Here is a 20,644-nt window from a genome sequence, read left to right as displayed (position 1 = left end):
AATCCTGGAACCGTCCTCCTCCGCAGCTTCCTGCTACAGGTCAGACGCAAGACGGCTCCTTTCGCTTCAGGCGAAGAAGGCATCGGTGATCGCGACGATTTTCGCAGGCGTGCTCCCGTGGCGGGGGAATCGCCTGCGTGAGCAAAACGGCCGGGATTGTCCCGTGCCGGCTCTGTATGAGCAAACAAGCTGGTCCGGTTTTTCCCGGGCTTTGGTTCAAAAGGTTCTGCTGGTGACGATGGCTTCAAGCGCAATCATGGAAAGGTCCGCAACAAACCGCGCCACTACGGCTGCGGGCGGCACCGCCATGGCGCTCAGGCAGCGGCCGGCGGACGTTCAATTGTCCGGCACTCATGTTCCAGGTCCACGGCAGCGGGCATTGCCCCGCAAGCTGCGGCCGACGGCTGCCGGGAGGAAACGAAATAATGCCCAACAAAATGCTGATAGACGCCTCCCACCCGGAGGAAACACGCGTTGTCGTCGTTCGCGGTAACCGAATTGAAGAATTCGACTTTGAATCCCAGGACAAGAAGCAGCTCAAAGGAAATATCTATCTCGCCCGCGTAACGCGCGTCGAACCTTCCCTGCAGGCAGCCTTTGTCGAATATGGCGGCAACCGTCACGGTTTCCTCGCCTTCAGTGAAATACATCCCGACTACTACCAGATTCCGGTCGCCGACCGTCAGGCGCTGCTGCGTGCGGAAGCACAGGAAGCCCAGGACGAAGAGGACGAGGAAGCCGCCGAAGGCGAGGACCGCCAGAGCCGCGACCGTGGCAAGCGCGGACGCCGGCGCGGCGGCAAGAGCCGTGACCGCGGCGAGCACAGGCACGAGGCAGGCGCGTCCGACGGCGAGAACGGCGAAGGTGCCGTCGCAGAAAAGCTGGATGCCGCTACCGACAATGGCGAAACCATGTCCGACGTTGCTGGACAGAGCGAGGGTGCCGCCGGACAGAGCGATGAAGTCGCCGATCGCGGCGAGACCGAGCCGTCCGAAGGCGGTTCCAGTTCCATCGCTGCCAGCGTCGATGCCGACGTAATCTCGGAAGCCGTCCCGCAAGTCGAGCTAAGCGAAGCCGAGACGGGCGGGGCCGAGACAAGCGGCGAGGCAACCTCCGAAGACAATGATCGCGGCATGCTGGAAGAGGTGCAATCCTCGCATTCGGACGATCACGAGGTCGAATCGGTCGGCGCCGAAGACGCGCTGGAAGAAGTGCGCAACCGCCGCAAGCCGGTGCGCCGCCAGTACAAGATCCAGGAAGTGATCAAGCGCCGGCAGATCCTGCTGGTGCAGGTCGTCAAGGAAGAGCGCGGCAACAAGGGCGCGGCGCTGACCACCTATCTGTCGCTGGCCGGCCGCTATTCGGTGCTGATGCCGAACACGGCGCGCGGCGGCGGCATTTCGCGCAAGATCACCAATGCGCAGGACCGCAAGCGGCTGAAGGAAGTGGTCGCCGATCTCGAAGTGCCGCAGGGCATGGGTGTCATCCTGCGTACGGCCGGCGAAAGCCGCACCAAGGCAGAGATCAAGCGCGACTACGAATATTTGATGCGGCTTTGGGAAAACGTCCGCAATCTGACGCTGCAATCCACGGCCCCTGCCCTGGTTTACGAGGAAGGCAGCCTGATCAAGCGCTCGGTACGCGACCTTTACAACAAGGATATCGACGAGATCCTGGTTTCCGGCGAAGAAGGCTACCGCGAGGCCAAGGACTTCATGCGCATGCTGATGCCGAGCCACGCCAAGGTGGTTCAGCCGTTCCGCGACACGACGCCGATCTTTGTGCGCAACGGCATCGAAGCGCAGCTCGACCGCATGCTGCAGCCGCAGGTGACGCTGAAGAGCGGCGGCTACATCATCATCAACCAGACGGAAGCGCTGGTCGCCATCGACGTCAATTCGGGCCGTTCCACCAAGGAGCACTCGATCGAGGACACCGCGCTTCACACCAATCTGGAAGCTGCCGAGGAAGTCGCCCGGCAATTGAGGCTGCGCGATCTCGCCGGCCTCATCGTCATCGACTTCATCGACATGGAGGAGAACCGCAACAACCGCTCCGTCGAGAAGCGGCTGAAGGATCACCTCAAGAACGATCGTGCCCGCATCCAGGTCGGCCGCATCTCGCATTTCGGCCTGATGGAGATGTCGCGCCAGCGCATCCGTGCCAGCGTGCTGGAATCGACGATGAAGCCTTGCCCGCATTGCGGCGGCACCGGCCATGTGCGCTCCGATTCGTCGGTCGCGCTGATGGTGGTACGGGCAATCGAGGAATTCCTGCTCAAGGATTCGCGCAGCCACATCACGGTGCGGACGCCGGCAGCGACCGCACTCTATGTGCTCAATCACAAGCGCGGCACGCTGGTGGAATTCGAGCACCGCTTCGGTGTCACCATCACCATCGAAGCCGATGATACGGTCGGTGCACAACACTATGCCATCTTCCGCGGTGCGCTGGCCGAAAAGCCGGAAGGCTTCGTCGAGGCGCGCACCTTCCCGGCCTATGTCGAGCCGGAAGAACCCGAGGACGAGATCGTCATCGAGGAGGAAGACGAGGCACCGGTGCAGGCCGAGCAGCCACGCCTTGCGCCGCAGCCGCAGCAGCCAAGGTCCGGCGAGGACGGCGAAGGCCGCGATCGCAAGCGCCGCAAGCGCCGCAGACGGCGGGGCGGCAAGGATCGTGAACACGGGGATCGTGAACACGGGGATCGTGACCACCGGGACCGCGAACATGGCGCTGCTGTGGAAGGTGCTTCCGTTTCGGCGCCGACAGACGATGCGTTGGTAGCCGCCGGCGACCAAGGCGCCGAAGCGGGCCGTGAAGCGCCGGCCGGTGTTGCCGAAACGGCGGAAGCGGCGGACGACGGTCACGGCAAGAAGCGCCGGCGCGGCAAGCGCGGCGGCAAGCGCAATCGCCGTGAAGACGGCGAGGACAGCGTCGAAGCCAGCGCCGGCGAGCCAGCCGCCATGACGGAAGGTGCCGTGTCGGAAGCAGAGCCCGTGACCGGCGAACCGGAAGGTGCCCCGCCGGCGGAAGAGCTTGCGGTGCTTGCTCCGGCGAACGACGACATGCCGAGCGCCGAAAAGCCGAAGAAGCCGCGCCGCGCCGCCAAGCCGAAGAAGGTTGCGGCGGAAGCAGTTGCCGAGATTGCGGGCGCCGAGACATCGGCTGCCGAGGCCGCCTCAGTGGCTTCCGGCGAGACCCCCGCGCCGGTGTCGCCGGAGACCGAAGTGGCGGCTGCCGAGGAAACGCCGAAGGTCCGGCCGTCGCGGCGCAAGCCCGTACCGGTGGATGCTCCGGTCGTCCCGGTCGTCTCCTCGATCGTTCCCGACGAGGCAAAGACCGAGGAAGCAAAGGCCGAAGACAAGCCAAAGCGTGCCGGCTGGTGGCAGCGGAAGGGTTTTTTCTAAGCCTTTGCGTGCATTAGCCAGACTTTCTGATTGGAAAAGTCCCGCGTCGCCGATCGGCTGCGCGGGATTTTTTTGCCCCAATTGCAGGCGACGACACTATGGTGCGAAGATCGACCAGTTCATTATCTTCGCCAGTTTTTCCAGCGCGATCGAGCCCAGCCTGGAATTGCCGTTGGCATTGAGGCCAGGCGACCAGACGGCAAGCGAGGCGACGCCCGGCACGATTCCCAATATGCCGCCGCCAACGCCGCTCTTGCCGGGAATGCCGACGCGGAAAGCGAAGTCGCCGGAGCCGTCATAGTGGCCGCAGGTCAGCATCATCGCGCCGATGCGGCGCGCGCGCTCTGCCGAGACGACGGAATGCCCGGTCGCCGGGTTCTTGCCGCCATTGGCGAGGAAGCGGCCGGCCAGGGCCAGTTGCCGGCAGCTCATGGCGATAGCGCAATGGTGAAAGTAAACGCCCAGCGCCAGTTCCGGCGCATGGTGGAGATTGCCGAACGATTTCATGTAATTGGCAAGCGCGAAATTGCGAAAGCCAGTGGCGCGTTCGGACGCCGCGACCTCACGGTCGACGATGATCGTGTCGTCATCGGCCAGGAACTGGATAAAGCGCAGGATCTCGCCGATCGCCTCGCGCGGCTGATGGCCGGCAAGCAGGATGTCTGAGACCACGATGGCGCCGGCATTGATGAATGGATTGCGCGGAATGCCGTTCTCGTGCTCGAGCTGGACGATCGAGTTGAACGGATTGCCCGAAGGTTCGCGCCCAACCCGCTGCCACAGCGCGTCGCCGACATTGCCGAGCGCCAGCGTCAGCGTGAACACCTTTGAGATGCTCTGGATTGAAAACGCCTCGTCGGCGTCACCCGCGGTCAGCACGCGGCCGTCATTGGTCACCGCGGCGATGCCGAATTTTTTCGGATCGATCTTGCCGAGCTGGGGAATATAGCTGGCGACGTCGCCGCGATCGGTACGCTCCGCCATTTCGGTGGCGACCTCGCGCAAGGCCTGTTCAAGCTGGGGCGCCTGTTCAAGTTGAGACGCCTGTTCAAGCTCCGGCATCGTCGCCCCCCGCTACTTCAGCCAGCGTTCGATACGCGCCATCGCCTCGACCATGTCGTCGTGGCTGCCGGCGTAGGAAAAGCGCATCGTGCGATGGCCCTGCAGCGGGTCGAAATCGCGGCCGGGCGTCGCCGCCACATGCGCCTCGGCCAGCATCCGGCGCGCAAACGCCATGCTGTCATTGGTGTGCCTGGTGACGTCGCAGAAGGCGTAGAACGCGCCGTCCATGGGCGCGGCCAAAGCAAAGCCGAGCTCCGGCAGGCGTTGCATCAGGAGCTCGCGGTTCCAGGCATAGCGCGCCTTCACCGCTTCCAGCTCTGGCGTCGCCTTGAACGCCTCGATCGCGGCAATCTGGGACAGCTCGGGCGGCGAGATGTAGAGGCTCTGGGCGATGCGCTCGACCGGCCGCACCAGCTCCTGCGGCAGCACCATCCAGCCGATGCGCCAGCCGGTCATGCAATAATATTTCGAGAAGGAATTGATCACCGTCACATCCGCGCCGAAAGAAAGCGCGGTCGTGTCTGGCGCCGCATAGGCCAGCCGGTGATAGATTTCGTCCGAGATTACGGCGATGCCGAGCTCTTGCGCCGTCTTGACCAGCGCCTCGAGATCGCCGGCGGGAATGACCGCGCCGGTCGGGTTGGCCGGGCTGGCGAACAGCACGCCCTTCAGAGGTTTTTCGCGATGCGCAGCTTGCAGGTGCTCGGCATGGAGATAGGCGGCGCCGTCCAACTCGATCTCGGCGATGTCGATGCCGAGCGCGGCCATGATGTTGCGATAGGCCGGATAGCCGGGGGCGGCGATGGCGACGCGATCGCCTGGATCGAACATCGCCAAAAAAGCAAGGTTGAAGGCAGCCGACGATCCGGTGGTGACAGCTATCCGCTCGGGCGAAACGTCAAGCCCGTAATGCTCGCCATAATGCGCCGCGATCGCCTTGCGCAGACCGGCGAGGCCCAGCGCGTCGGTATAGCCGATGCGGCCTGCTTTCAACGCATTGGCGGCCGCTTCGCGAACCCCGGCCGGCGCCGGATCGGAAGGCTGGCCGACGGCCATGGATACGACCGGCAGGCCCTTGGCTTTCAGCCGATTCGCCTCGGCCAGGATGTCCATGGCGTGGAACGGTTCGACCGCGCCGCGGCGCGAAAGCGAAACAACCATTTTTCAATCCACCACACTTGTCCGCGCGTGCCGGCCATGCTGGCCGCGCCGCACAAATGCCCGATTGGTGTGGGGATCACAAGTTCGGTAAGTTTAGGCTGCTGACTTTTCATCCTTCGCCCACTCGTCTACCAGTGGACCTGCCATGTTGAGCCGACCCAAATCGACGATCGCCAGGACAGCGCGCGCTTTCGCGACGCTTGCGCTTGCCGCGGTGGTCGCCATGGCCGGCTCGGTCGATGCATTTGCGCAGAATGTGCCGGTGGTGCGCGATGCCGAGATCGAAGCGCTGGTACGCGACTACGCGCGGCCGATCTTCAAGGCGGCCGGCCTATCGGGCGACGCCATCAACATCGTGCTGGTCAACGATCAGAGCTTCAACGCCTTTGTTGCCGGGCGCCGCATGTTCATCAATACCGGCGCGCTGATGACGGCCGAAACGCCCAACGAGATCATCGGCGTCATCGCCCACGAGGCCGGCCATATCGCCGGCGGGCATCAGCAGAAACTGCGCGAGCAGCTCGAGCGTGCCAAGACGATGGCGATACTGGCGACGCTGCTTGGCGCCGGCGCCATGGTTGCCGGCGCCACCAGCAACAGCCGCGGCCTCGCTGGGGCCGGCATGGGCGTGATGGCCGGCGGCGGCGAGATGGCGCAACGCAGTATCCTAGCCTATCAGCGCACCGAAGAGATGACCGCCGACCGTTCGGCAATCGCTTATCTGAATGCAACCGGCCAGTCCGGCATGGGCATGCTGAAGACGTTCGGCCGTTTCCAGAACGCATTGTCGCTCTCTGGCGCGCAAGTCGATCCCTATCGCATCAGCCATCCGATGCCGCAGGAGCGTATCGCCAATCTCGAAGTGCTGGTGAAGCAGAGCCCTTACGTCGATAAAGTCGACCCGCCGGCACTGCAGCAGCGCCACGATATGATGCGCATCAAGATCGCCGCCTACATGCAAGGCCAGGCGGCGGCGTCACGATTGATGCGCAAGAACCCCGGCAGCCTCGCCTCGCGCTATGGCGACGCGCAGATGACCTATCTTTTCGGCAATCTGGCTTCGGCGCTCACCAAGACCAACGCGTTGATCAAGGAACAGCCGAAAAACCCGTATTTCCAGGAATTGCGCGGCGACATCCTGATGAAGGCGAACCGGCCGAAGGATGCTGCCGACGCCTATGCCAAGGCGGTCAGCCTCGATCCGGCGCGATCCGGGCTGCTGCCGGTCTCTTACGGCCAGGCGCTGATGGCCATCGGCACGGCGGATTCGCTGAAGAAGGCGGTGGCGCAGATCAACACCGGCCTCGGACGGGATCGCGAAAACGCCGACGGATACCGCTATCTGGCACAGGCTTACGGGGAACTCGGCAACATCCCGGCCGCCGAGCTTGCAACCGCCGAAGGGCATTTCTATTCCGGCGACTACAAGAATGCGAAGATCTTCGCCATGCGGGCGCAGCAGAGCATGAAGCGGGGCGAGCCGGGCTGGCTTCGCGCGCAGGACATTATAAACTACGCACCATCAGGTAAGAAGAAGTGAACCTTTCGGACGCAGGCTGCGATACAGCCAAAGCGAGCGGACCAGAACACGGGCAAGAGGATCGAGGATCATGACCAGGGCAATTCTGCTGGGCACTACCGGAGTGGCAGCGGCTCTCGCCATGCTGGCGTTCGGCTTCGTCGCCGGCAATCCGCAGATGGCGAAGGCCGGCACGGCGCAGCTTGCCCAGACGGCGTCCTCGGATACCAAGCTCGACCGCACCGAAGTCGAAGGCATCGTCCGCGACTATCTCCTGAAGAACCCGGAAGTGCTTCTGGAGGCACAGCAGGCACTCGAGGCCAAGCAGAAGGAAGAACAGCGCGTCGCCAGTCTCGGCGTCATCAAAGACGCCAAGGACCAGATCTTCAATTCCTCCTTTGACGGTGTTGTCGGAAATCCGAACGGCAAGGTCACCATCGTCGAATTCTATGATTATAATTGCGGCTACTGCAAACGCGCCATCGAAGACATGCGCGCGCTGACCAAGGCCGATCCGGACCTGCGCTTCGTGCTCAAGGAATTCCCGATCCTCGGCCCGGATTCGCAGAAGGCGAGCGTCGTCTCGATGGCCTTCCACTTGCTGAAGCCGGAGAAATACGGCGAATTCCACAACGCGCTGCTCGGCGGCCAAGGACGCGCCACCGAGGCGGCGGCAATCAAGGTGGCGCTGTCGCTCGGCGCCGACGAGACGGCGCTGCGCGAAAAGATGAAGGACCCGAGCATCACCGAGGCCTTCTCCAAGACCTATGATCTCGCCACCAAGCTCGCAATCACCGGAACGCCGTCCTACGTGGTCGGCAACGAGGTTGTGTTCGGCGCGCTTGGCCAGGAAGTGCTGGCCGAAAAGATCGAGGCGGCGAAGGCGGCGCTCTGATTAGCGTTCGGGTTTCGATTAGGGCTACGGGTTTCCGGCGCGGGCCGTTTTCCGGCTGTTGTGGACGGAGAAAGAACGCACTTGCGCTCTTTTCGCCAGCGTCTATGCCCATTATAGAGGGTCCGGCGCGCCGGCTTAGCCGCGCCGGGAAAGGTCGGCATTTTTTGAAAACGGTTTTCGTCCTGAACGGCCCCAATCTCAACGCGCTCGGCAAGCGCGAGCCGGGCATCTATGGCGGCAAGACGCTTGCCGCGATCGCCGACGACTGCAAGCAGGCAGGTGCCGCACTTGGGCTGGAGATCGATTTCCGCCAGTCGAACCATGAGGGCGACCTCGTCGACTGGATCCAGGAGGCCGCCGACAAGGCCGCCGCAATCGTCATCAATCCGGGCGCCTACGGCCATACCTCGATCGCCATTCACGATGCCATCCGCGCCGTCGCGCCGCTGCCGGTGGCTGAGGTGCATCTCTCCAACATCCACGCGCGGGAACCATTCCGCCACGTCTCCATGGTCGCGCCGGTCGCCGTCGGCATGATCTGCGGGTTCGGGCCGCTCGGCTACACGCTGGCGCTGCAGGCGCTGGCTGCACGCCTATGACCGGCCAACAAACAGAAGGCTCGAAAATGTCGATAAAGAAGAACGGTGTTGACCAGCAGCTGATCCGCGATCTGGCGGGCATACTGAACGACACCAACCTGACCGAGATCGAGGTCGAGCTGGGCGATCTGAAGGTGCGCGTCTCGCGGCAGGCGCCGGCCGTCCATGCTGTCGCCGCAGCGCAGCCGGCCCACGCGCCGGCAGCCGCGCAGCCCGCGGCAGCCGCCGTGCCGGCGGCGCCCGACGTGTCGAAGAACGCCGTCGCCTCGCCGATGGTCGGCACAGCCTATCTGGCGCCGTCGCCCGACGCCAAGGCGTTCATCGAGGTCGGACAGAAAGTCAAGGAAGGCCAGACGCTGCTGATCATCGAGGCGATGAAGACGATGAACCAGATCCCCTCGCCGCGCGCCGGCACGGTGACGGCGATCCTGTTCGAAGACGCGCAGCCGGTCGAATATGGCATGCCGCTTGTCGTGATCGAGTAGAGCCGGGAACAGGCGAAAGATGTTCCAGAAAATCCTCATCGCCAATCGCGGCGAAATCGCCCTCAGGGTGCTGCGCGCCTGCAAGGAGCTCGGCATCCAGACGGTGGTGGTGCATTCGACCGCCGACGCCGACGCCATGCATGTGCGTCTCGCCGACGAGAGCGTCTGCATCGGCCCGCCGCCGTCGCGCGACAGCTATCTCAACATCCACCAGATCGTCGCCGCCTGCGAGATCACCGGCGCCGACGCAGTGCATCCCGGCTACGGTTTTCTGTCGGAGAACGCCAAGTTCGCCGACATCCTCGCCGCGCACAACATCACCTTCATCGGCCCGACCGGCGACCATATCCGCATTATGGGTGACAAGATCGAGGCCAAGCGCACGGCAAAGCGCCTCGGCATCCCCGTGGTGCCCGGCTCCGACGGTGCGGTCACCGAGGACAAAGAAGCCAAGCGCATTGCCGCCGCGATCGGCTACCCCGTGATCATCAAGGCGTCGGCCGGCGGCGGCGGGCGCGGCATGAAAGTGGCGCATAGCGAGGCCGACCTCGAGGTGGCGCTGCAGACGGCACGCTCGGAGGCGGGTGCGGCCTTCGGCGACGACGCCGTCTACATCGAGAAATATCTGCAGAAGCCGCGCCATATCGAAGTGCAGGTGTTCGGCGATGGCGCCGGGCGCGGCGTGCATTTCGGCGAGCGCGACTGCTCGCTGCAGCGCCGCCACCAGAAGGTCTGGGAAGAAGCGCCCTCGCCGGCGCTCAATGCCGAGGAGCGCGCGCATATTGGCGGCGTCTGCGCCAGGGCGATCGCCGATCTCGGCTATTCCGGCGCCGGCACCATCGAATTCCTCTATGAGGACGGCGAGTTCTATTTCATCGAGATGAACACGCGCCTGCAGGTCGAACATCCGGTGACCGAGGCGATCACCGGCATCGATCTCGTGCACGAGCAGATCCGCGTCGCCTCGGGCGGCGGGCTTTCGGTGCGCCAGGAGGATATCCGCTTCCACGGCCATGCCATCGAATGCCGCATCAACGCCGAGGATCCGCGGACCTTCACCCCCTCGCCGGGCACCATCACCCACTTTCACACGCCGGGCGGCCTCGGTATCCGCGTCGATTCCGGCGTCTATTCGGGCTACAAGATCCCACCCTACTACGACAGCCTGATCGGCAAGCTGATCGTGCACGGCCGCAACCGCGTCGAGTGCATGATGCGGCTGCGGCGCGCGCTCGACGAATTCGTCGTCGACGGCATCAAAACGACGCTGCCGCTGTTTCGCGACCTCGTTGGCAACGCCGACATCGCCAATGGCGACTACGATATCCATTGGCTGGAAAAATACCTGGCCGAAGGCGAGTGATACAGGGGCGAAGCGATGACTCGTCCCTACGCACCCGGTTATCGCATCCCGACCGACCTTTTGCTCAAAGCCTATGCCTCCGGCGTCTTCCCGATGGCCGAAAGCGCCAATGACCCCGAAGTATTCTGGGTGCGGCCGGAGACGCGCGGCATCATTCCGCTCGACGGGTTCCACATACCGAAAAGCCTGAGAAAGACGATTCGCAAGAACCTGTTCGAGTTCCGCATCGATTTCGACTTCGAGGCGACGATCGAGGCCTGCGCCGAAAGGCGCGAGGAACGCCGGTCGACCTGGATCAACGCGCCGATCCGCGAAGCCTATATCGAGCTGCATCGGATGGGCCATTGCCATTCGGTCGAGGCCTGGCACAACGACCGGTTGGTCGGCGGGCTCTACGGCGTATCGCTCGGCCGCGTGTTTTTCGGCGAGAGCATGTTCGCCAGGGAGACCGACGCGTCAAAGGCCTGCCTGGTTCACCTCGTCGAACGCCTGAAGGCGCGCGGCTTTGCACTGCTCGACACGCAGTTCACCACCGAGCATCTCAAACGCTTCGGCGCAATCGACGTGCCGCGCGGCAAATACGAGAAGATGCTGGCCGAGGCGCTGAAGGGCGAGGCCTCGTTTTTTCCATAACCTGGAATGGCTCATCATTTCAAAGAAACGCAATTCCGGACGGCAAGCCGTTCACACTCTTCCTGGAATTGCTCTATCGGCCGCTCAGCTTTTTGCTGCCGTCGGCAGCGGCGTCTGTGCGTGAAACATCATTTTCCAGCCATTGACGCGGTGGACATAGCCAGTACTGACCAGCGCCGCATAGGCTTCGCCATTTTGCCGGGTCGCACGCGCCTCGTAGGTCAGCATGACGATGTCGCTGCCCGGCTCGATGATGCCCTTGAGGTCGATGTCGAGATCGCGCCAGCGGTTCGGGTCCGTGGCGGTTTCGGCCAGATCGGTATTGCTCATCACCCGCGCCATCTGCGGGAAGGCCACCAGGCATTCGGTATCGGCATTGGCCTTGAAGTAGTCGGCGTCGCCGCTCCAGAATCCCCTTTCGATGTCGAGAAGTTCGTTCTTGTTGGCCATCATCATGGCAACCTCCTCCGTAGAGAGGCACCAACGCTCGGGGAACGCGGCGGTTCCGCGGGGCGCGGTATCCGCCGCGCGCTGACAGATTCTAGTTGGTTTTGGGGGCGGCGGGTGCCGGCACGTCGGACTTCTGCTTGCAGCCCTTCAGCCAGATATCATAGACGGCATGCTCGACGGCGTTGATCCCGGGGCTTTCGGCAAACATCCAGCCGGTGAAGATACGGCGTATCTTCCGGTCGAGCGTGATCTCGTCGACCTCGACGAACGAATCCGTCTTCGGCTCTTCGTTTTCGGGCCGTGAATAGCAGATGCGCGGCGTCACCTGCAAAGCGCCGAACTGCACCGTCTCGTCGATATAGACATCGAAGGTGATGATCCGGCCGGTGATCTTGTCGATGCCGGCGAATTCAGCGACGGGATTGGTGAGGCGTTCGGATACTGCCGGTGCTGCAGGCGCCACCGACGCGTCAGGCGCAGGCGGCGCCAATTCCTGCGCAGCAGCAAGCGCCGCCATGGAAGCGAGAACGACCGCGGTTAATCCGCCCGTCAAAATTCGGCTGAACATGCTCATGCAAGGTCCGGTGATTTGCGCCCGGGTGATTCTCTTAACGCCAAGGCTAGTTGCTGCTGTCGGATCAGCAAGCAACTAAACAGTAATTGTGGCGACAAAGGACCGCCCGCGTGGGGACCGCCTCCGTGGGGGACTGCGGCCTGTCGCGGCGATCGATCACGAACCGGGCGTCCAGGCGTCGTAGTCGCCCGTCACCTGCGGACGATGCCGGTTGGTCAGCACCGAGCCCTTCGGCCGATAGGCTGCGGGGCTGCCGGTGAGGTTCGGCACATGCGGCTTTTGCCAGTCGCGTGGCTTGTAGTCTTCGCTTGGCGGCGGAACGTCTACACGGTGATGGATCCAGCCATGCCAGCCGGGCGGAATCGCCGAGGCTTCCGAATAGTCGCGGTAGATGACCCAGCGGCGGGTGCGGCCTTCCGAATCGACGCCGCCCTCATAGTAGACGTTGCCGACCTCGTCCTGCCCGACCTTCTTGCCATGCCGCCAGGTGTGAAAGCGCGTTCCCAATGTCTGGCTGTTCCACCAGGTGAAAAACTGCAGAAGGAAAGTCTTCATCCAAATCCTCGTGGCAAGTCCTTGTGGCAAGTCCTCGCGGCGGCTGCGGCGCCTGTTCCTGCTTATGGCGTCACGGCATTGCGAAGGCAAGGGTCTTGCCGCAACCGGCGAGCAAAATGGCTGACGGAAAAGCGATACGTTCACGCTATTTTCGCGGCCGTCCGAAGCAGATCAAATAAGTTGTTGGTAACCTTACGCAGCGTTATTCTAGCAGTTGATGCTTCGTTGCCTAGGACGGCAAATGAGAGGGGTTTATGTCATCGCTGGCGCGCACGGCCGGTCGCGCATTGCCGCAGGTCGTTGAGGCGATCTACGATTCGATTGCCGACGTCGACCGCTGGCAGGCGACACTCGAGGCCATCTGCAATCTGGCGGAAGGCCGGCTTGCCATGCTCGCCGTCATCGACACGATCAGCAGCTCTGCGCGGTTTTCGGTGTCCTGCGGCGATCCCGCAGTTCTTGAGCCGTTGAAGCATGACTACGGCTCGCAAGTACCGTTCTATGCGGCGGTTCCCAAGATGGAGATCGACGTGCCCTTCACCGTCGATTCGATCTACACCCTGCAAGGCCCGGATACGCGACAGAGATGGCTCGAAAGCCGCATCGTGCGCGAATGGGTACAACCCAACCGGCTGGATGATTTCTTCTGGGTGGCGTTGATGAAGCGGCCGACCCGGATCGGCACGCTAATGGTGGTGACCGACAAGGACAGACGCCAGATTTCCCGCGAGGATCTCGAGCTTGTCTGCCTGCTGGCGCCGCATGTGCGGCGCGCAGTGACCATCGGCGACCTGTTCGAGGCCGAGCGGCGAAAGGCCGAAATCTTCCGTTCCATCATCGAAAGCCTCGACCATCCGGTGCTGATCGTCGCCGAAGACATGACCATCATCTTCGCCAACCCGTCAGCCGAAGCGCTGCTCGCCGAAAACATTTCGGTCGCTTGCGTGCGCGGACAGCTTTCATTCACCTATGCCAACGCCAATGCCGCAATCGGCCGTGCCGTCCATCTCGGCACGCGCGACGAATTCGCACTCGGACCTTGCGGCATTAACATTCCGCTGGCCAAGACGGCTGTTCCGGCGGTGGCCCATGTTATGCCGCTGGCGCGGCGTGAAATCTCGACGCGCATCTCGCAGCGCGCCGCCGCAGCGATCTTCATCGCCGCGGCCGGTTCGACACCGACCCCGGCGCTGGATGCCATTGCGGCGCTGTTCGGACTGACCGCGGCAGAAAGGCGAGTCGCCGGTCACGTTGCCGCCGGCCTGACGCGAAAGGAAATCGCCGCGGCCGGCGGCGTCTCGGACGGCACCGTCAAGTCGCAGTTGGCGACGATCTTCGACAAGACCGGCACCGGCGATCAGCGCGAGCTCGAACTCTTGATGCGCGAATTGTCACCGCCGTTGCGCTCCAGTTGATTTGCGCAGATTCTCGAACCGGCGGTGGTCCAAAGGACTCGGTCGGTAAGTTTTTCAAACTTTGACACCATCGTCGGCAAAATCTGGGAAACGAAACCCGGCATCGTTGCAATTCGGCCAAAATCGTGGTGCGGTCGTTCGCGGTCCAGAAACGCGGCACTCTGCTCGGCTGGAAAGAAAATGGTTTCTGGCGCGGATCTCGATCTTTGACACCGACATCTACCGAGCGGCTGCTCCCCTACCTCTTTTTGCTTGGGCTGATCGTAATCGCAGTCGCTTTCCGGCCACTGCTGCCCGTCGACGAAACGCGATATCTCAGCGTCACCTGGGAAATGTATCTGAGCGGACAGATCTTCGTCCCGACCATGAATTTCGCGCCCTATCTGCAGAAACCGCCGCTGCTGTTTTGGCTTATCGACCTTGTCTGGAAGATTTTCGGCGCCAGCCGGCCGGCCGCGATGCTGGTCATCTTCGCCGCCTCCTCGCTCGTCATCTGGCTGACGACGGCTTTGGCAAAGACCCTGTTTCCGGGCCGCGACGACATCGCACGGCGCATCCCCTGGCTGGTTGCTGGAAGCTGCGTGTTCGTCATCTATTCGACGCTGATCCTATTCGACCTGTTGCTGACGGTCTTTGTGCTCGCCGCGCTGTTGTCGTTGATTGCCTTTGCCCGGAGCGGCAATCGCTGGCAGGCCGTTCTGGCCGGGCTGTTCATCGGCATGGGCGTGCTGACGAAAGGCCCGGTGGTGCTGATCCATATCGGCGCGCCCATCCTGTTCTACCCGTTCTGGCGCGACCGACGGGCGGGACTGACGACACCGAACTTCCTCGCTGGAGTGGGCCTGGCAGTGCTTGCCGCGCTGATTCCGGTGGCGATCTGGCTGGTGCCGGCGACGATCCTGACAAAGGGCAGTTTCGTCTATGATCTGGTCTGGAACCAATCGGCGGGGCGCGTCACCGGCAATTTGCGCAATTCGCACGGCCGGCCGTTCTATTTCTATCTGCTGCTGCTGCCGGTCATGTTCATACCGTGGATCTTCATACCCGAGGTCTGGCGGTTGAAGCTGCGCACGCGGATACGCAGCCTGATCGAGACGAAGTCGCCGGATCTGCGCGCCTTGCGCCTGCTGTCGTTCTCGTTCGTTGCCGTGTTGCTGGCGTTCAGCGCGATATCCGGCAAGCAGCCTCACTATGTCGTGCCGATGTTGCCGTTCGTGACCATCCTGTTCGGCTATTTCATGGCGGAGATCCCGCTCGCCAGGCTGAAAAGCTCGGCCGTCGTCATGCTTGTCATTTTCGGCATCGGCCACGCGGTGGCATCGGCAACCGCGTTCAAACGCTATGACCTGACGCCGCTCGCCAACTTCATCGACGAGCGAAAGGATGCGGACTGGGCCGTGGCTTTCGACTATCAAGGCGAAGTCGGCTTCCTGGCCGGGTTGCAAAGGCCGTTCGAAAGCACCGACAAACCGGAAGAATGGCTTGGCTCGCATCCCAGCGGCTATGTTATTGACAAGGTTTCCAAGGATCCCGGCACTGCAGGGCAAATCGCGTTCCGGCTTCGCGTCGAACGCGGCTATCTCGTCGTGCTGAAGGGACAGCATTGACGATCGTCACCGGTATGCGAGTTCGTCCCCCGCGCGGGAGATGAAGGCGTTGCTGCTTCGTGGTTCCATCGCTCGATAGAACCGGGAGGTATTCATGCGCAAACTCATCTCGACGACGCTTTTTGCCTTATCGCTCGCTGTGGCCGGCCTTGCCGCCGGTCCGGCATGGAGCTTCAAATGTCAGTCCGGAACGATCGGGCAAGGCAGTTGCTCCTGCTCCGGGACCGCCGACTGCACCGATATGCGGCATTCCAAAATGTGCAAGGGCGACCTGAACTGCGGTTCGGGCAAGTGCTCCTGCACGGCTGCATTGGTAGTCGACCCCGGCCCGAAAACCCCCAAGCCCAAGGTCGTCGCGCCGAAGGCGACAACCAAAGGCGTCGTGAAGCAGTAGATGTCCGACCCGAAAGGACGGCGGCTCGACGTCGCTGGGCCGGCCCGATGTTTCGCGGTTCATCCCCCGTGCGGGCGATGAACCGCTATCGAAGAAGTGCTGGCGTCTAGCCGGAGGGTGGTTTCCAACCAGAGAGCGAGGATACCATGTTGAAAACCTGCATGATGCTGTTCTTCTGCCTGATGGCGGCCACCGCGGCCGCCCAGCCGCCGCCTTCGGGGCCGCCGGTTCCTAGTGCGGCACTTGCCCCATGCAACGCCACACAATCGAACAGGCCCTGCAAAGCCGAACTCGGCGTGTTCCTGATCACCAACACCGTCCGCAACCTGGCGCAAGCCAAGGTCGACGCCACCAACGCACAGCTGGCCGCCCAGGGACGATCGTCGCGCGCATCGATCGAATCGCTGAAGCAATGGCGGCCGTCGCGCTTTGCGACGCAGATGCTGAACCAGCCGAACAGCTGGTTTGTCAAAGTTCCTTACATCCTGACCATCAAAGTCTCGATCCCTGTGACCTCCGACCGCCACATCGGCATTCCCATAGACGTCAACGTCTTCTGCAGCGGCTGGCAGACCGATTCCAGCCAGGTCATCATCCGCTCGCAACCCGGCCCGGCGAGCTTCGAGGGCGGCAACATCCTCGAGGACGTTTTCAACGTCGGCAATTACATCGACGCGCAGGTACGCAACTCGTTTTCGGCACCCCTACCGGTGACGACGCCGGTTCCAAATTCGAAATGCTCGGCAATAGACGGCTCCGATGCCGGCACGCAGGCTACCGGCGATGATCTCATCTTCTGGACGGTGCCGCGGCGCAACCTGGTGGTGACGGACGCCATAGCCAAGCCGACGGTTGAAGTCACCTTCGACAGCCTCACACGCCTGTCAGCCCGCGACTTCCACAACAATGTCGTCTATGCGGAATCCGAGGCTATAAACCTCAACCTCTACGCCAATGAGGACGGCCTTCAGAAGGCGCTGACCATGCGCGAAGGCGACGCGGCTGCGCTGAACCTTCCCGCAGTACGGCTCGACGCGCGAAAATACGATTCGCTGGTCGTCATCGGCAATGTCGACCAGCCGCCGAACGATCCCAGAGACAGCGCCTTCGCAGTAGCGGCCAAGACTGCGGGATTCGATGCCGGTTCCAAGATCATGCTGATCCCGAAGTGGTATTCGAGGCCGCCGGACCAGTTCAATCCCAAGCCTACATGGATCAGAGTTCCCGCCTATGAGCTGCACTATACGGTGCGCTATCTCAACAGCGGCGAGCTGGCCGTCGATGGTGGAACCAGTACGGTCCGGCCCCCAAAAGTCGCCGTTCCGATAAAGACGCTCATCAAGCCGAAAACGCCCTGACGCGGCCGCTCGCGGATGGCGGCGGCGGTTCAGACCGCTGCCGCCATCCCCCGCGCGGCAGATGCGGCAGCGCTGGCTTCATGGCCTGATCTTGCGGGAACAAACCCGCCGCTGCGCCACGAGCGAGCGGCGCCATCGATGGAGGTGCACGATGCTGCACTTTCCCCACACCATGCCCGCCGTCCGGATCATTGCGGCAATCTCGCTGCTTGCCTTCCCGAACTTCCTGCCGCCGGTCACGATCCCGGCGAACGCGCTGCCGGTCAGCCAATCCTGCCGGATCACCACCTATTACAAGACGGCGGCAAAGGCGACGGAGGTTGGCGTGCGCTCGACGTGCCAGGGCGTTAAAAAATGGGGCGTCACCTCGAAATATTACGAGGTCGAAAAGATCGAAGCCGCTACGCCCCCGCACACGTCGGGCGGCGGCGGCAGCCTGCCGTGCGAGTTTCTCGCCGCCGGCTGCTTCAACCTGCCCGTGAAACGCAACTGAGCGCCAGGCGAACGAGCTAGCCGATCGCCTTCTCCAAAACCAGCGCCGGCAATCCTGAGGCGCCGCCGCAATCGGCCGTGTTGCCGGCGGGCGTGAACCCTCTCGAGCGGTAAAAGGCAACGGCCGGAGCACTTGCTTCCTCGACCTCGACGCGCAGCGTTCGGGCCTCCGGAAAGCTGGCCTCGATCTCGTCCAGCAGGGCCTGGCCGATGCCTTGCCTCTGCCAGGCCGGATGCACGTAAAGCTGGTTCAGCATGACGACCCCGGCATCCGTCGTGGCGGCCGCGAAAGCCATGCCACCGATGCTTTTGCCGTCGTCCGCGACCAGGAATTCCGAGTTCGGTCGTGTCAACCGCGCTTTGAGCGCGGCGATCGAATGCCATTCGTCGGTGATTTCGGTGACCCGCGCCGCGCCGTAGATGGCGTCATAGGTGGCGTGCCATGTCTCCACCAGCAATGCGCGCACCGCCGCAAGATCGCGCTCGCTGGCGGTGCGGACGAACATCCTATTCGATCCCGAGCTTGGCCTTGACCAGCTCGTTGACCACCTGCGGGTTGGCCTTGCCGCCGGTCGCCTTCATCACCTGGCCGACGAACCAGCCGGCCATGGTCGGCTTGGCGCGCGCCTGTTCGACCTTGTCCGGGTTGGCGGCGATCACCTCGTCCACCGCCGTTTCGATAGCCCCGGTATCGGTGACCTGCTTCATGCCGCGGCTTTCGACCAGCTGACGCGGATCGCCGCCCTCGTTCCAGACGATCTCGAACAGATCCTTGGCGATCTTGCCGGAGATGGTGCCCTCCTTGATCAGATCGATGACCGCGCCGAGCTGATCGGGCGAAACCGGAGCATTTTCAATACTCTTGCCGGCTCTGTTCAACGCACCCAGCAAATCGTTGATGACCCAGTTGGCGGCAAGCTTGCCATCGCGACCAGCGGCCACCTTCTCGAAATAGTCGGCGACCGCCTTTTCCGATACCAGGATCGAGGCGTCGTAGGTCGACAGGCCGAGCGAGGAGATCAGCCGTGCCTTCTTGGCGTCCGGAAGTTCAGGCAGGTCCTTTGCCAGCGCATCGACATAGGCCTGGTCGAATTCCAGCGGCAGAAGGTCGGGATCCGGGAAATAGCGATAGTCGTGCGCTTCTTCCTTGGAACGCATCGAGCGCGTTTCGCCCTTATTGGGATCGAACAGCCGCGTTTCCTGGTCGATCTTGCCGCCGTCCTCCAGGATGGCGATCTGGCGGCGCGCCTCGGAGTCGATGGCCTGGCCGATGAAACGGATCGAGTTGACGTTCTTGATCTCGCAGCGCGTGCCGAATTCACCGCCAGGCCGGCGTACCGAGACGTTGACGTCGGCGCGCAGCGAGCCTTCGTCCATGTTGCCGTCGCACGTGCCGAGGTAGCGCACGATGGTGCGCAGCTTGGTGACATAGGCCTTGGCTTCATCGGCGGAGCGCATATCCGGCTTCGAAACGATCTCCATCAGCGCCACGCCGGAGCGGTTGAGATCGACATAGGACATCGTCGCATGCTGGTCGTGCATCGACTTGCCGGCATCCTGCTCCAGATGCAGGCGCTCGATGCCGACCTCGATATCCTCGAACTCGCCCTGCCGGTCGGGGCCGACGGAGACGATCACCTTGCCCTCGCCGACGATCGGTTGCTTGAACTGCGAGATCTGGTAGCCCTGCGGCAGGTCGGGGTAGAAATAGTTTTTCCTGTCGAAGACCGATTTGTGGTTGATCTGGGCCTTCAGGCCCAGACCGGTACGGATCGCCTGCTTGACGCATTCCTCGTTGATCACCGGCAGCATGCCAGGCATCGCCGCATCGACCAGGCTGACATTGGCATTGGGCGCGGCGCCGAAAGTGGTCGAGGCGCCGGAAAACAGCTTTGCCTGCGAGGTCACCTGCGCGTGGACTTCGAGGCCGATGATGATCTCCCAGTCGCCGGTGGCGCCGGGAACCAGGCGCTTGGCGTCGGGCGTGCGGGTATCGATGATGCTCATAAGGGCCTGCATATTGGAATTGCGGATATGCGGAACGCATATTTTGGTGTGCAACTTCGCTAGTGCAAACCGCTTCGCGAGACAAGCGCCAAGCCGCAGGTGCCGACGCGGCACAGGCCCGCAGCTGCCGCGATGGACTGCTATAGCAGCTTGAAAAATTCAAATGGCCGGCAACCCGGCCGCCGCCGCCTCATGCCGTGGCGATATAGGCCCTGATCTCCTCGGCCTCGCGCTCGACATCCTCGATGCGCCGCTTGACCACATCGCCGATCGACACGATGCCGTCGAGCAGCCCGTTCTTTTCCACCGGCAGATGGCGGAAGCGACCCTTGGTCATGATCTCCATCACCTCGTTGACGGTGTGGTTCTCATTGCAGATCTTCACCTTGGGCGTCATCGCCGAGCGGATGGCAAGGTCGAGCGCCGCGGCTCCCTCCTTGGCGAGAACCCGCACCACATCGCGCTCGGAAAGAATGCCGACGATCTTGTGATCGCCGTTGGTGATGACCAGCGCGCCGATCCTGTGTTCGGAAAGCATGCGGATGGCTTCGCTGAGCTTTTCGTTCGGCCCGAGCGTCACCACGTCGTGGCCTTTCGCCTCGAGAATTGCCTTAACAGTCATGGCGTCCTCCTCTGCATTTCCTGCCGGCTCCTGCCCTGGCCGGCTT

20 protein-coding genes are annotated in these 20,644 nt (G+C 62.9%); 12 read left to right on the top strand and 8 right to left on the bottom strand.

The window, feature by feature from the left end; genetic code table 11:
• The first annotated feature begins 425 nt into the window (after nucleotides 1–425).
• On the top strand, nucleotides 426–3,407 hold the full coding sequence (locus NKI63_RS07780) for an Rne/Rng family ribonuclease (RefSeq protein WP_352508564.1): 2,982 nt from the start codon (nucleotides 426–428) through the stop codon (nucleotides 3,405–3,407).
• Between the two features lie 96 nt (nucleotides 3,408–3,503).
• Here NKI63_RS07780 and NKI63_RS07775 read toward each other — a convergent pair whose 3' ends face one another.
• Both NKI63_RS07775 and NKI63_RS07770 read right to left on the bottom strand, forming a co-directional pair.
• A complete protein-coding gene (locus NKI63_RS07775; protein ID WP_254817099.1) occupies nucleotides 3,504–4,469 on the bottom strand; it encodes a glutaminase in 966 nt (321 codons plus the stop codon).
• A gap of 12 nt (nucleotides 4,470–4,481) precedes the next feature.
• A complete protein-coding gene (locus NKI63_RS07770) occupies nucleotides 4,482–5,630 on the bottom strand; it encodes a pyridoxal phosphate-dependent aminotransferase (protein ID WP_352508565.1) in 1,149 nt (382 codons plus the stop codon).
• Nucleotides 5,631–5,775: 145 nt separating this feature from the next.
• Between NKI63_RS07770 and NKI63_RS07765 the strand changes: the two genes are divergently transcribed.
• The 6 genes from NKI63_RS07765 (at nucleotide 5,776) to aat (ending at nucleotide 11,124) form a co-directional block, all read left to right on the top strand.
• A complete protein-coding gene (locus NKI63_RS07765) occupies nucleotides 5,776–7,170 on the top strand; it encodes a M48 family metalloprotease (RefSeq protein ID WP_352508566.1) in 1,395 nt (464 codons plus the stop codon).
• Nucleotides 7,171–7,240: 70 nt separating this feature from the next.
• Entirely contained in the window at nucleotides 7,241–8,044 is an 804-nt protein-coding gene (locus tag NKI63_RS07760) for a DsbA family protein (protein WP_352508567.1), read from the top strand.
• Nucleotides 8,045–8,208: 164 nt separating this feature from the next.
• Nucleotides 8,209–8,643 (top strand): type II 3-dehydroquinate dehydratase, encoded by a 435-nt coding sequence (gene aroQ, locus NKI63_RS07755; RefSeq protein ID WP_031211260.1) that lies wholly within the window; start codon nucleotides 8,209–8,211, stop codon nucleotides 8,641–8,643.
• Between the two features lie 26 nt (nucleotides 8,644–8,669).
• On the top strand, nucleotides 8,670–9,128 hold the full coding sequence (gene accB / locus NKI63_RS07750; RefSeq protein ID WP_352477448.1) for an acetyl-CoA carboxylase biotin carboxyl carrier protein: 459 nt from the start codon (nucleotides 8,670–8,672) through the stop codon (nucleotides 9,126–9,128).
• Between the two features lie 19 nt (nucleotides 9,129–9,147).
• The gene (gene accC, locus NKI63_RS07745; protein ID WP_352477446.1) at nucleotides 9,148–10,491 is read left to right on the top strand and encodes an acetyl-CoA carboxylase biotin carboxylase subunit; all 1,344 of its coding nucleotides are present in this window, start codon (nucleotides 9,148–9,150) and stop codon (nucleotides 10,489–10,491) included.
• Between the two features lie 15 nt (nucleotides 10,492–10,506).
• A complete protein-coding gene (gene aat / locus NKI63_RS07740; protein WP_352477444.1) occupies nucleotides 10,507–11,124 on the top strand; it encodes a leucyl/phenylalanyl-tRNA--protein transferase in 618 nt (205 codons plus the stop codon).
• An 84-nt stretch (nucleotides 11,125–11,208) separates the two neighbouring features.
• Here aat and NKI63_RS07735 read toward each other — a convergent pair whose 3' ends face one another.
• From NKI63_RS07735 to NKI63_RS07725, 3 genes are all read right to left on the bottom strand, one after another.
• Nucleotides 11,209–11,577 carry a hypothetical protein gene (locus NKI63_RS07735; RefSeq protein ID WP_352508588.1) on the bottom strand — a complete coding sequence of 123 codons (369 nt, stop codon included), beginning with the start codon at nucleotides 11,575–11,577 and terminating at the stop codon, nucleotides 11,209–11,211.
• Nucleotides 11,578–11,665: 88 nt separating this feature from the next.
• The gene (locus NKI63_RS07730; protein WP_352508568.1) at nucleotides 11,666–12,148 is read right to left on the bottom strand and encodes a DUF2155 domain-containing protein; all 483 of its coding nucleotides are present in this window, start codon (nucleotides 12,146–12,148) and stop codon (nucleotides 11,666–11,668) included.
• 156 nt (nucleotides 12,149–12,304) lie between these two features.
• A complete protein-coding gene (locus tag NKI63_RS07725) occupies nucleotides 12,305–12,703 on the bottom strand; it encodes an NADH:ubiquinone oxidoreductase subunit NDUFA12 (protein WP_254817092.1) in 399 nt (132 codons plus the stop codon).
• A gap of 254 nt (nucleotides 12,704–12,957) precedes the next feature.
• Between NKI63_RS07725 and NKI63_RS07720 the strand changes: the two genes are divergently transcribed.
• The 5 genes from NKI63_RS07720 to NKI63_RS07700 all read left to right on the top strand — a co-directional run bounded on the left by NKI63_RS07720 (nucleotide 12,958) and on the right by NKI63_RS07700 (nucleotide 17,970).
• Complete coding sequence (locus NKI63_RS07720) at nucleotides 12,958–14,118, top strand: helix-turn-helix transcriptional regulator (RefSeq protein WP_352508569.1); 1,161 nt, start codon at nucleotides 12,958–12,960, stop codon at nucleotides 14,116–14,118.
• Between the two features lie 206 nt (nucleotides 14,119–14,324).
• The gene (locus NKI63_RS07715) at nucleotides 14,325–15,725 is read left to right on the top strand and encodes an ArnT family glycosyltransferase (protein ID WP_352508570.1); all 1,401 of its coding nucleotides are present in this window, start codon (nucleotides 14,325–14,327) and stop codon (nucleotides 15,723–15,725) included.
• A gap of 94 nt (nucleotides 15,726–15,819) precedes the next feature.
• Nucleotides 15,820–16,119: a hypothetical protein gene (locus NKI63_RS07710; protein ID WP_352508571.1), complete on the top strand. Its 300-nt coding sequence runs from the start codon at nucleotides 15,820–15,822 to the stop codon at nucleotides 16,117–16,119.
• A 146-nt stretch (nucleotides 16,120–16,265) separates the two neighbouring features.
• Nucleotides 16,266–17,477: a hypothetical protein gene (locus NKI63_RS07705; RefSeq protein ID WP_352508572.1), complete on the top strand. Its 1,212-nt coding sequence runs from the start codon at nucleotides 16,266–16,268 to the stop codon at nucleotides 17,475–17,477.
• Nucleotides 17,478–17,628: 151 nt separating this feature from the next.
• Entirely contained in the window at nucleotides 17,629–17,970 is a 342-nt protein-coding gene (locus NKI63_RS07700) for a hypothetical protein (RefSeq protein ID WP_352508573.1), read from the top strand.
• 16 nt (nucleotides 17,971–17,986) lie between these two features.
• Here the strand turns inward: NKI63_RS07700 and NKI63_RS07695 are convergent, their stop codons facing one another.
• The 3 genes from NKI63_RS07695 to NKI63_RS07685 all read right to left on the bottom strand — a co-directional run bounded on the left by NKI63_RS07695 (nucleotide 17,987) and on the right by NKI63_RS07685 (nucleotide 20,598).
• Nucleotides 17,987–18,475: a GNAT family N-acetyltransferase gene (locus NKI63_RS07695; protein WP_352508574.1), complete on the bottom strand. Its 489-nt coding sequence runs from the start codon at nucleotides 18,473–18,475 to the stop codon at nucleotides 17,987–17,989.
• Nucleotide 18,476: 1 nt separating this feature from the next.
• Nucleotides 18,477–19,976: an Asp-tRNA(Asn)/Glu-tRNA(Gln) amidotransferase subunit GatB gene (gene gatB, locus NKI63_RS07690; RefSeq protein WP_352649222.1), complete on the bottom strand. Its 1,500-nt coding sequence runs from the start codon at nucleotides 19,974–19,976 to the stop codon at nucleotides 18,477–18,479.
• 190 nt (nucleotides 19,977–20,166) lie between these two features.
• Nucleotides 20,167–20,598, bottom strand: coding sequence for a CBS domain-containing protein (locus NKI63_RS07685; RefSeq protein ID WP_023717464.1), 432 nt, complete (start codon nucleotides 20,596–20,598; stop codon nucleotides 20,167–20,169).
• Nucleotides 20,599–20,644: the final 46 nt, after the last annotated feature.

The organism is Mesorhizobium sp. M0410 (genome assembly GCF_040321435.1).
Lineage (GTDB): Bacteria > Pseudomonadota > Alphaproteobacteria > Rhizobiales > Rhizobiaceae > Mesorhizobium.
The sequence above is the reverse complement of the archived record's forward strand: the minus strand, read 5'-3'. Positions and strand labels throughout refer to the sequence as shown.

Coding starts and splice junctions, on each gene's coding strand:
- NKI63_RS07780 (WP_352508564.1), top strand. CDS start 426: ATGCCCAACAAAATGCTGATAGACGCCTCCCACCCGGAGGAAACACGC.
- accB (WP_352477448.1), top strand. CDS start 8,670: ATGTCGATAAAGAAGAACGGTGTTGACCAGCAGCTGATCCGCGATCTG.
- NKI63_RS07720 (WP_352508569.1), top strand. CDS start 12,958: ATGTCATCGCTGGCGCGCACGGCCGGTCGCGCATTGCCGCAGGTCGTT.
- NKI63_RS07700 (WP_352508573.1), top strand. CDS start 17,629: ATGCTGCACTTTCCCCACACCATGCCCGCCGTCCGGATCATTGCGGCA.
- NKI63_RS07685 (WP_023717464.1), bottom strand. CDS start 20,598: ATGACTGTTAAGGCAATTCTCGAGGCGAAAGGCCACGACGTGGTGACG.
- NKI63_RS07765 (WP_352508566.1), top strand. CDS start 5,776: ATGTTGAGCCGACCCAAATCGACGATCGCCAGGACAGCGCGCGCTTTC.
- NKI63_RS07760 (WP_352508567.1), top strand. CDS start 7,241: ATGACCAGGGCAATTCTGCTGGGCACTACCGGAGTGGCAGCGGCTCTC.
- NKI63_RS07735 (WP_352508588.1), bottom strand. CDS start 11,577: ATGATGGCCAACAAGAACGAACTTCTCGACATCGAAAGGGGATTCTGG.
- NKI63_RS07705 (WP_352508572.1), top strand. CDS start 16,266: ATGTTGAAAACCTGCATGATGCTGTTCTTCTGCCTGATGGCGGCCACC.
- aat (WP_352477444.1), top strand. CDS start 10,507: ATGACTCGTCCCTACGCACCCGGTTATCGCATCCCGACCGACCTTTTG.
- NKI63_RS07725 (WP_254817092.1), bottom strand. CDS start 12,703: ATGAAGACTTTCCTTCTGCAGTTTTTCACCTGGTGGAACAGCCAGACA.
- gatB (WP_352649222.1), bottom strand. CDS start 19,976: ATGAGCATCATCGATACCCGCACGCCCGACGCCAAGCGCCTGGTTCCC.
- NKI63_RS07775 (WP_254817099.1), bottom strand. CDS start 4,469: ATGCCGGAGCTTGAACAGGCGTCTCAACTTGAACAGGCGCCCCAGCTT.
- NKI63_RS07730 (WP_352508568.1), bottom strand. CDS start 12,148: ATGAGCATGTTCAGCCGAATTTTGACGGGCGGATTAACCGCGGTCGTT.
- NKI63_RS07770 (WP_352508565.1), bottom strand. CDS start 5,630: ATGGTTGTTTCGCTTTCGCGCCGCGGCGCGGTCGAACCGTTCCACGCC.
- accC (WP_352477446.1), top strand. CDS start 9,148: ATGTTCCAGAAAATCCTCATCGCCAATCGCGGCGAAATCGCCCTCAGG.
- NKI63_RS07710 (WP_352508571.1), top strand. CDS start 15,820: ATGCGCAAACTCATCTCGACGACGCTTTTTGCCTTATCGCTCGCTGTG.
- NKI63_RS07695 (WP_352508574.1), bottom strand. CDS start 18,475: ATGTTCGTCCGCACCGCCAGCGAGCGCGATCTTGCGGCGGTGCGCGCA.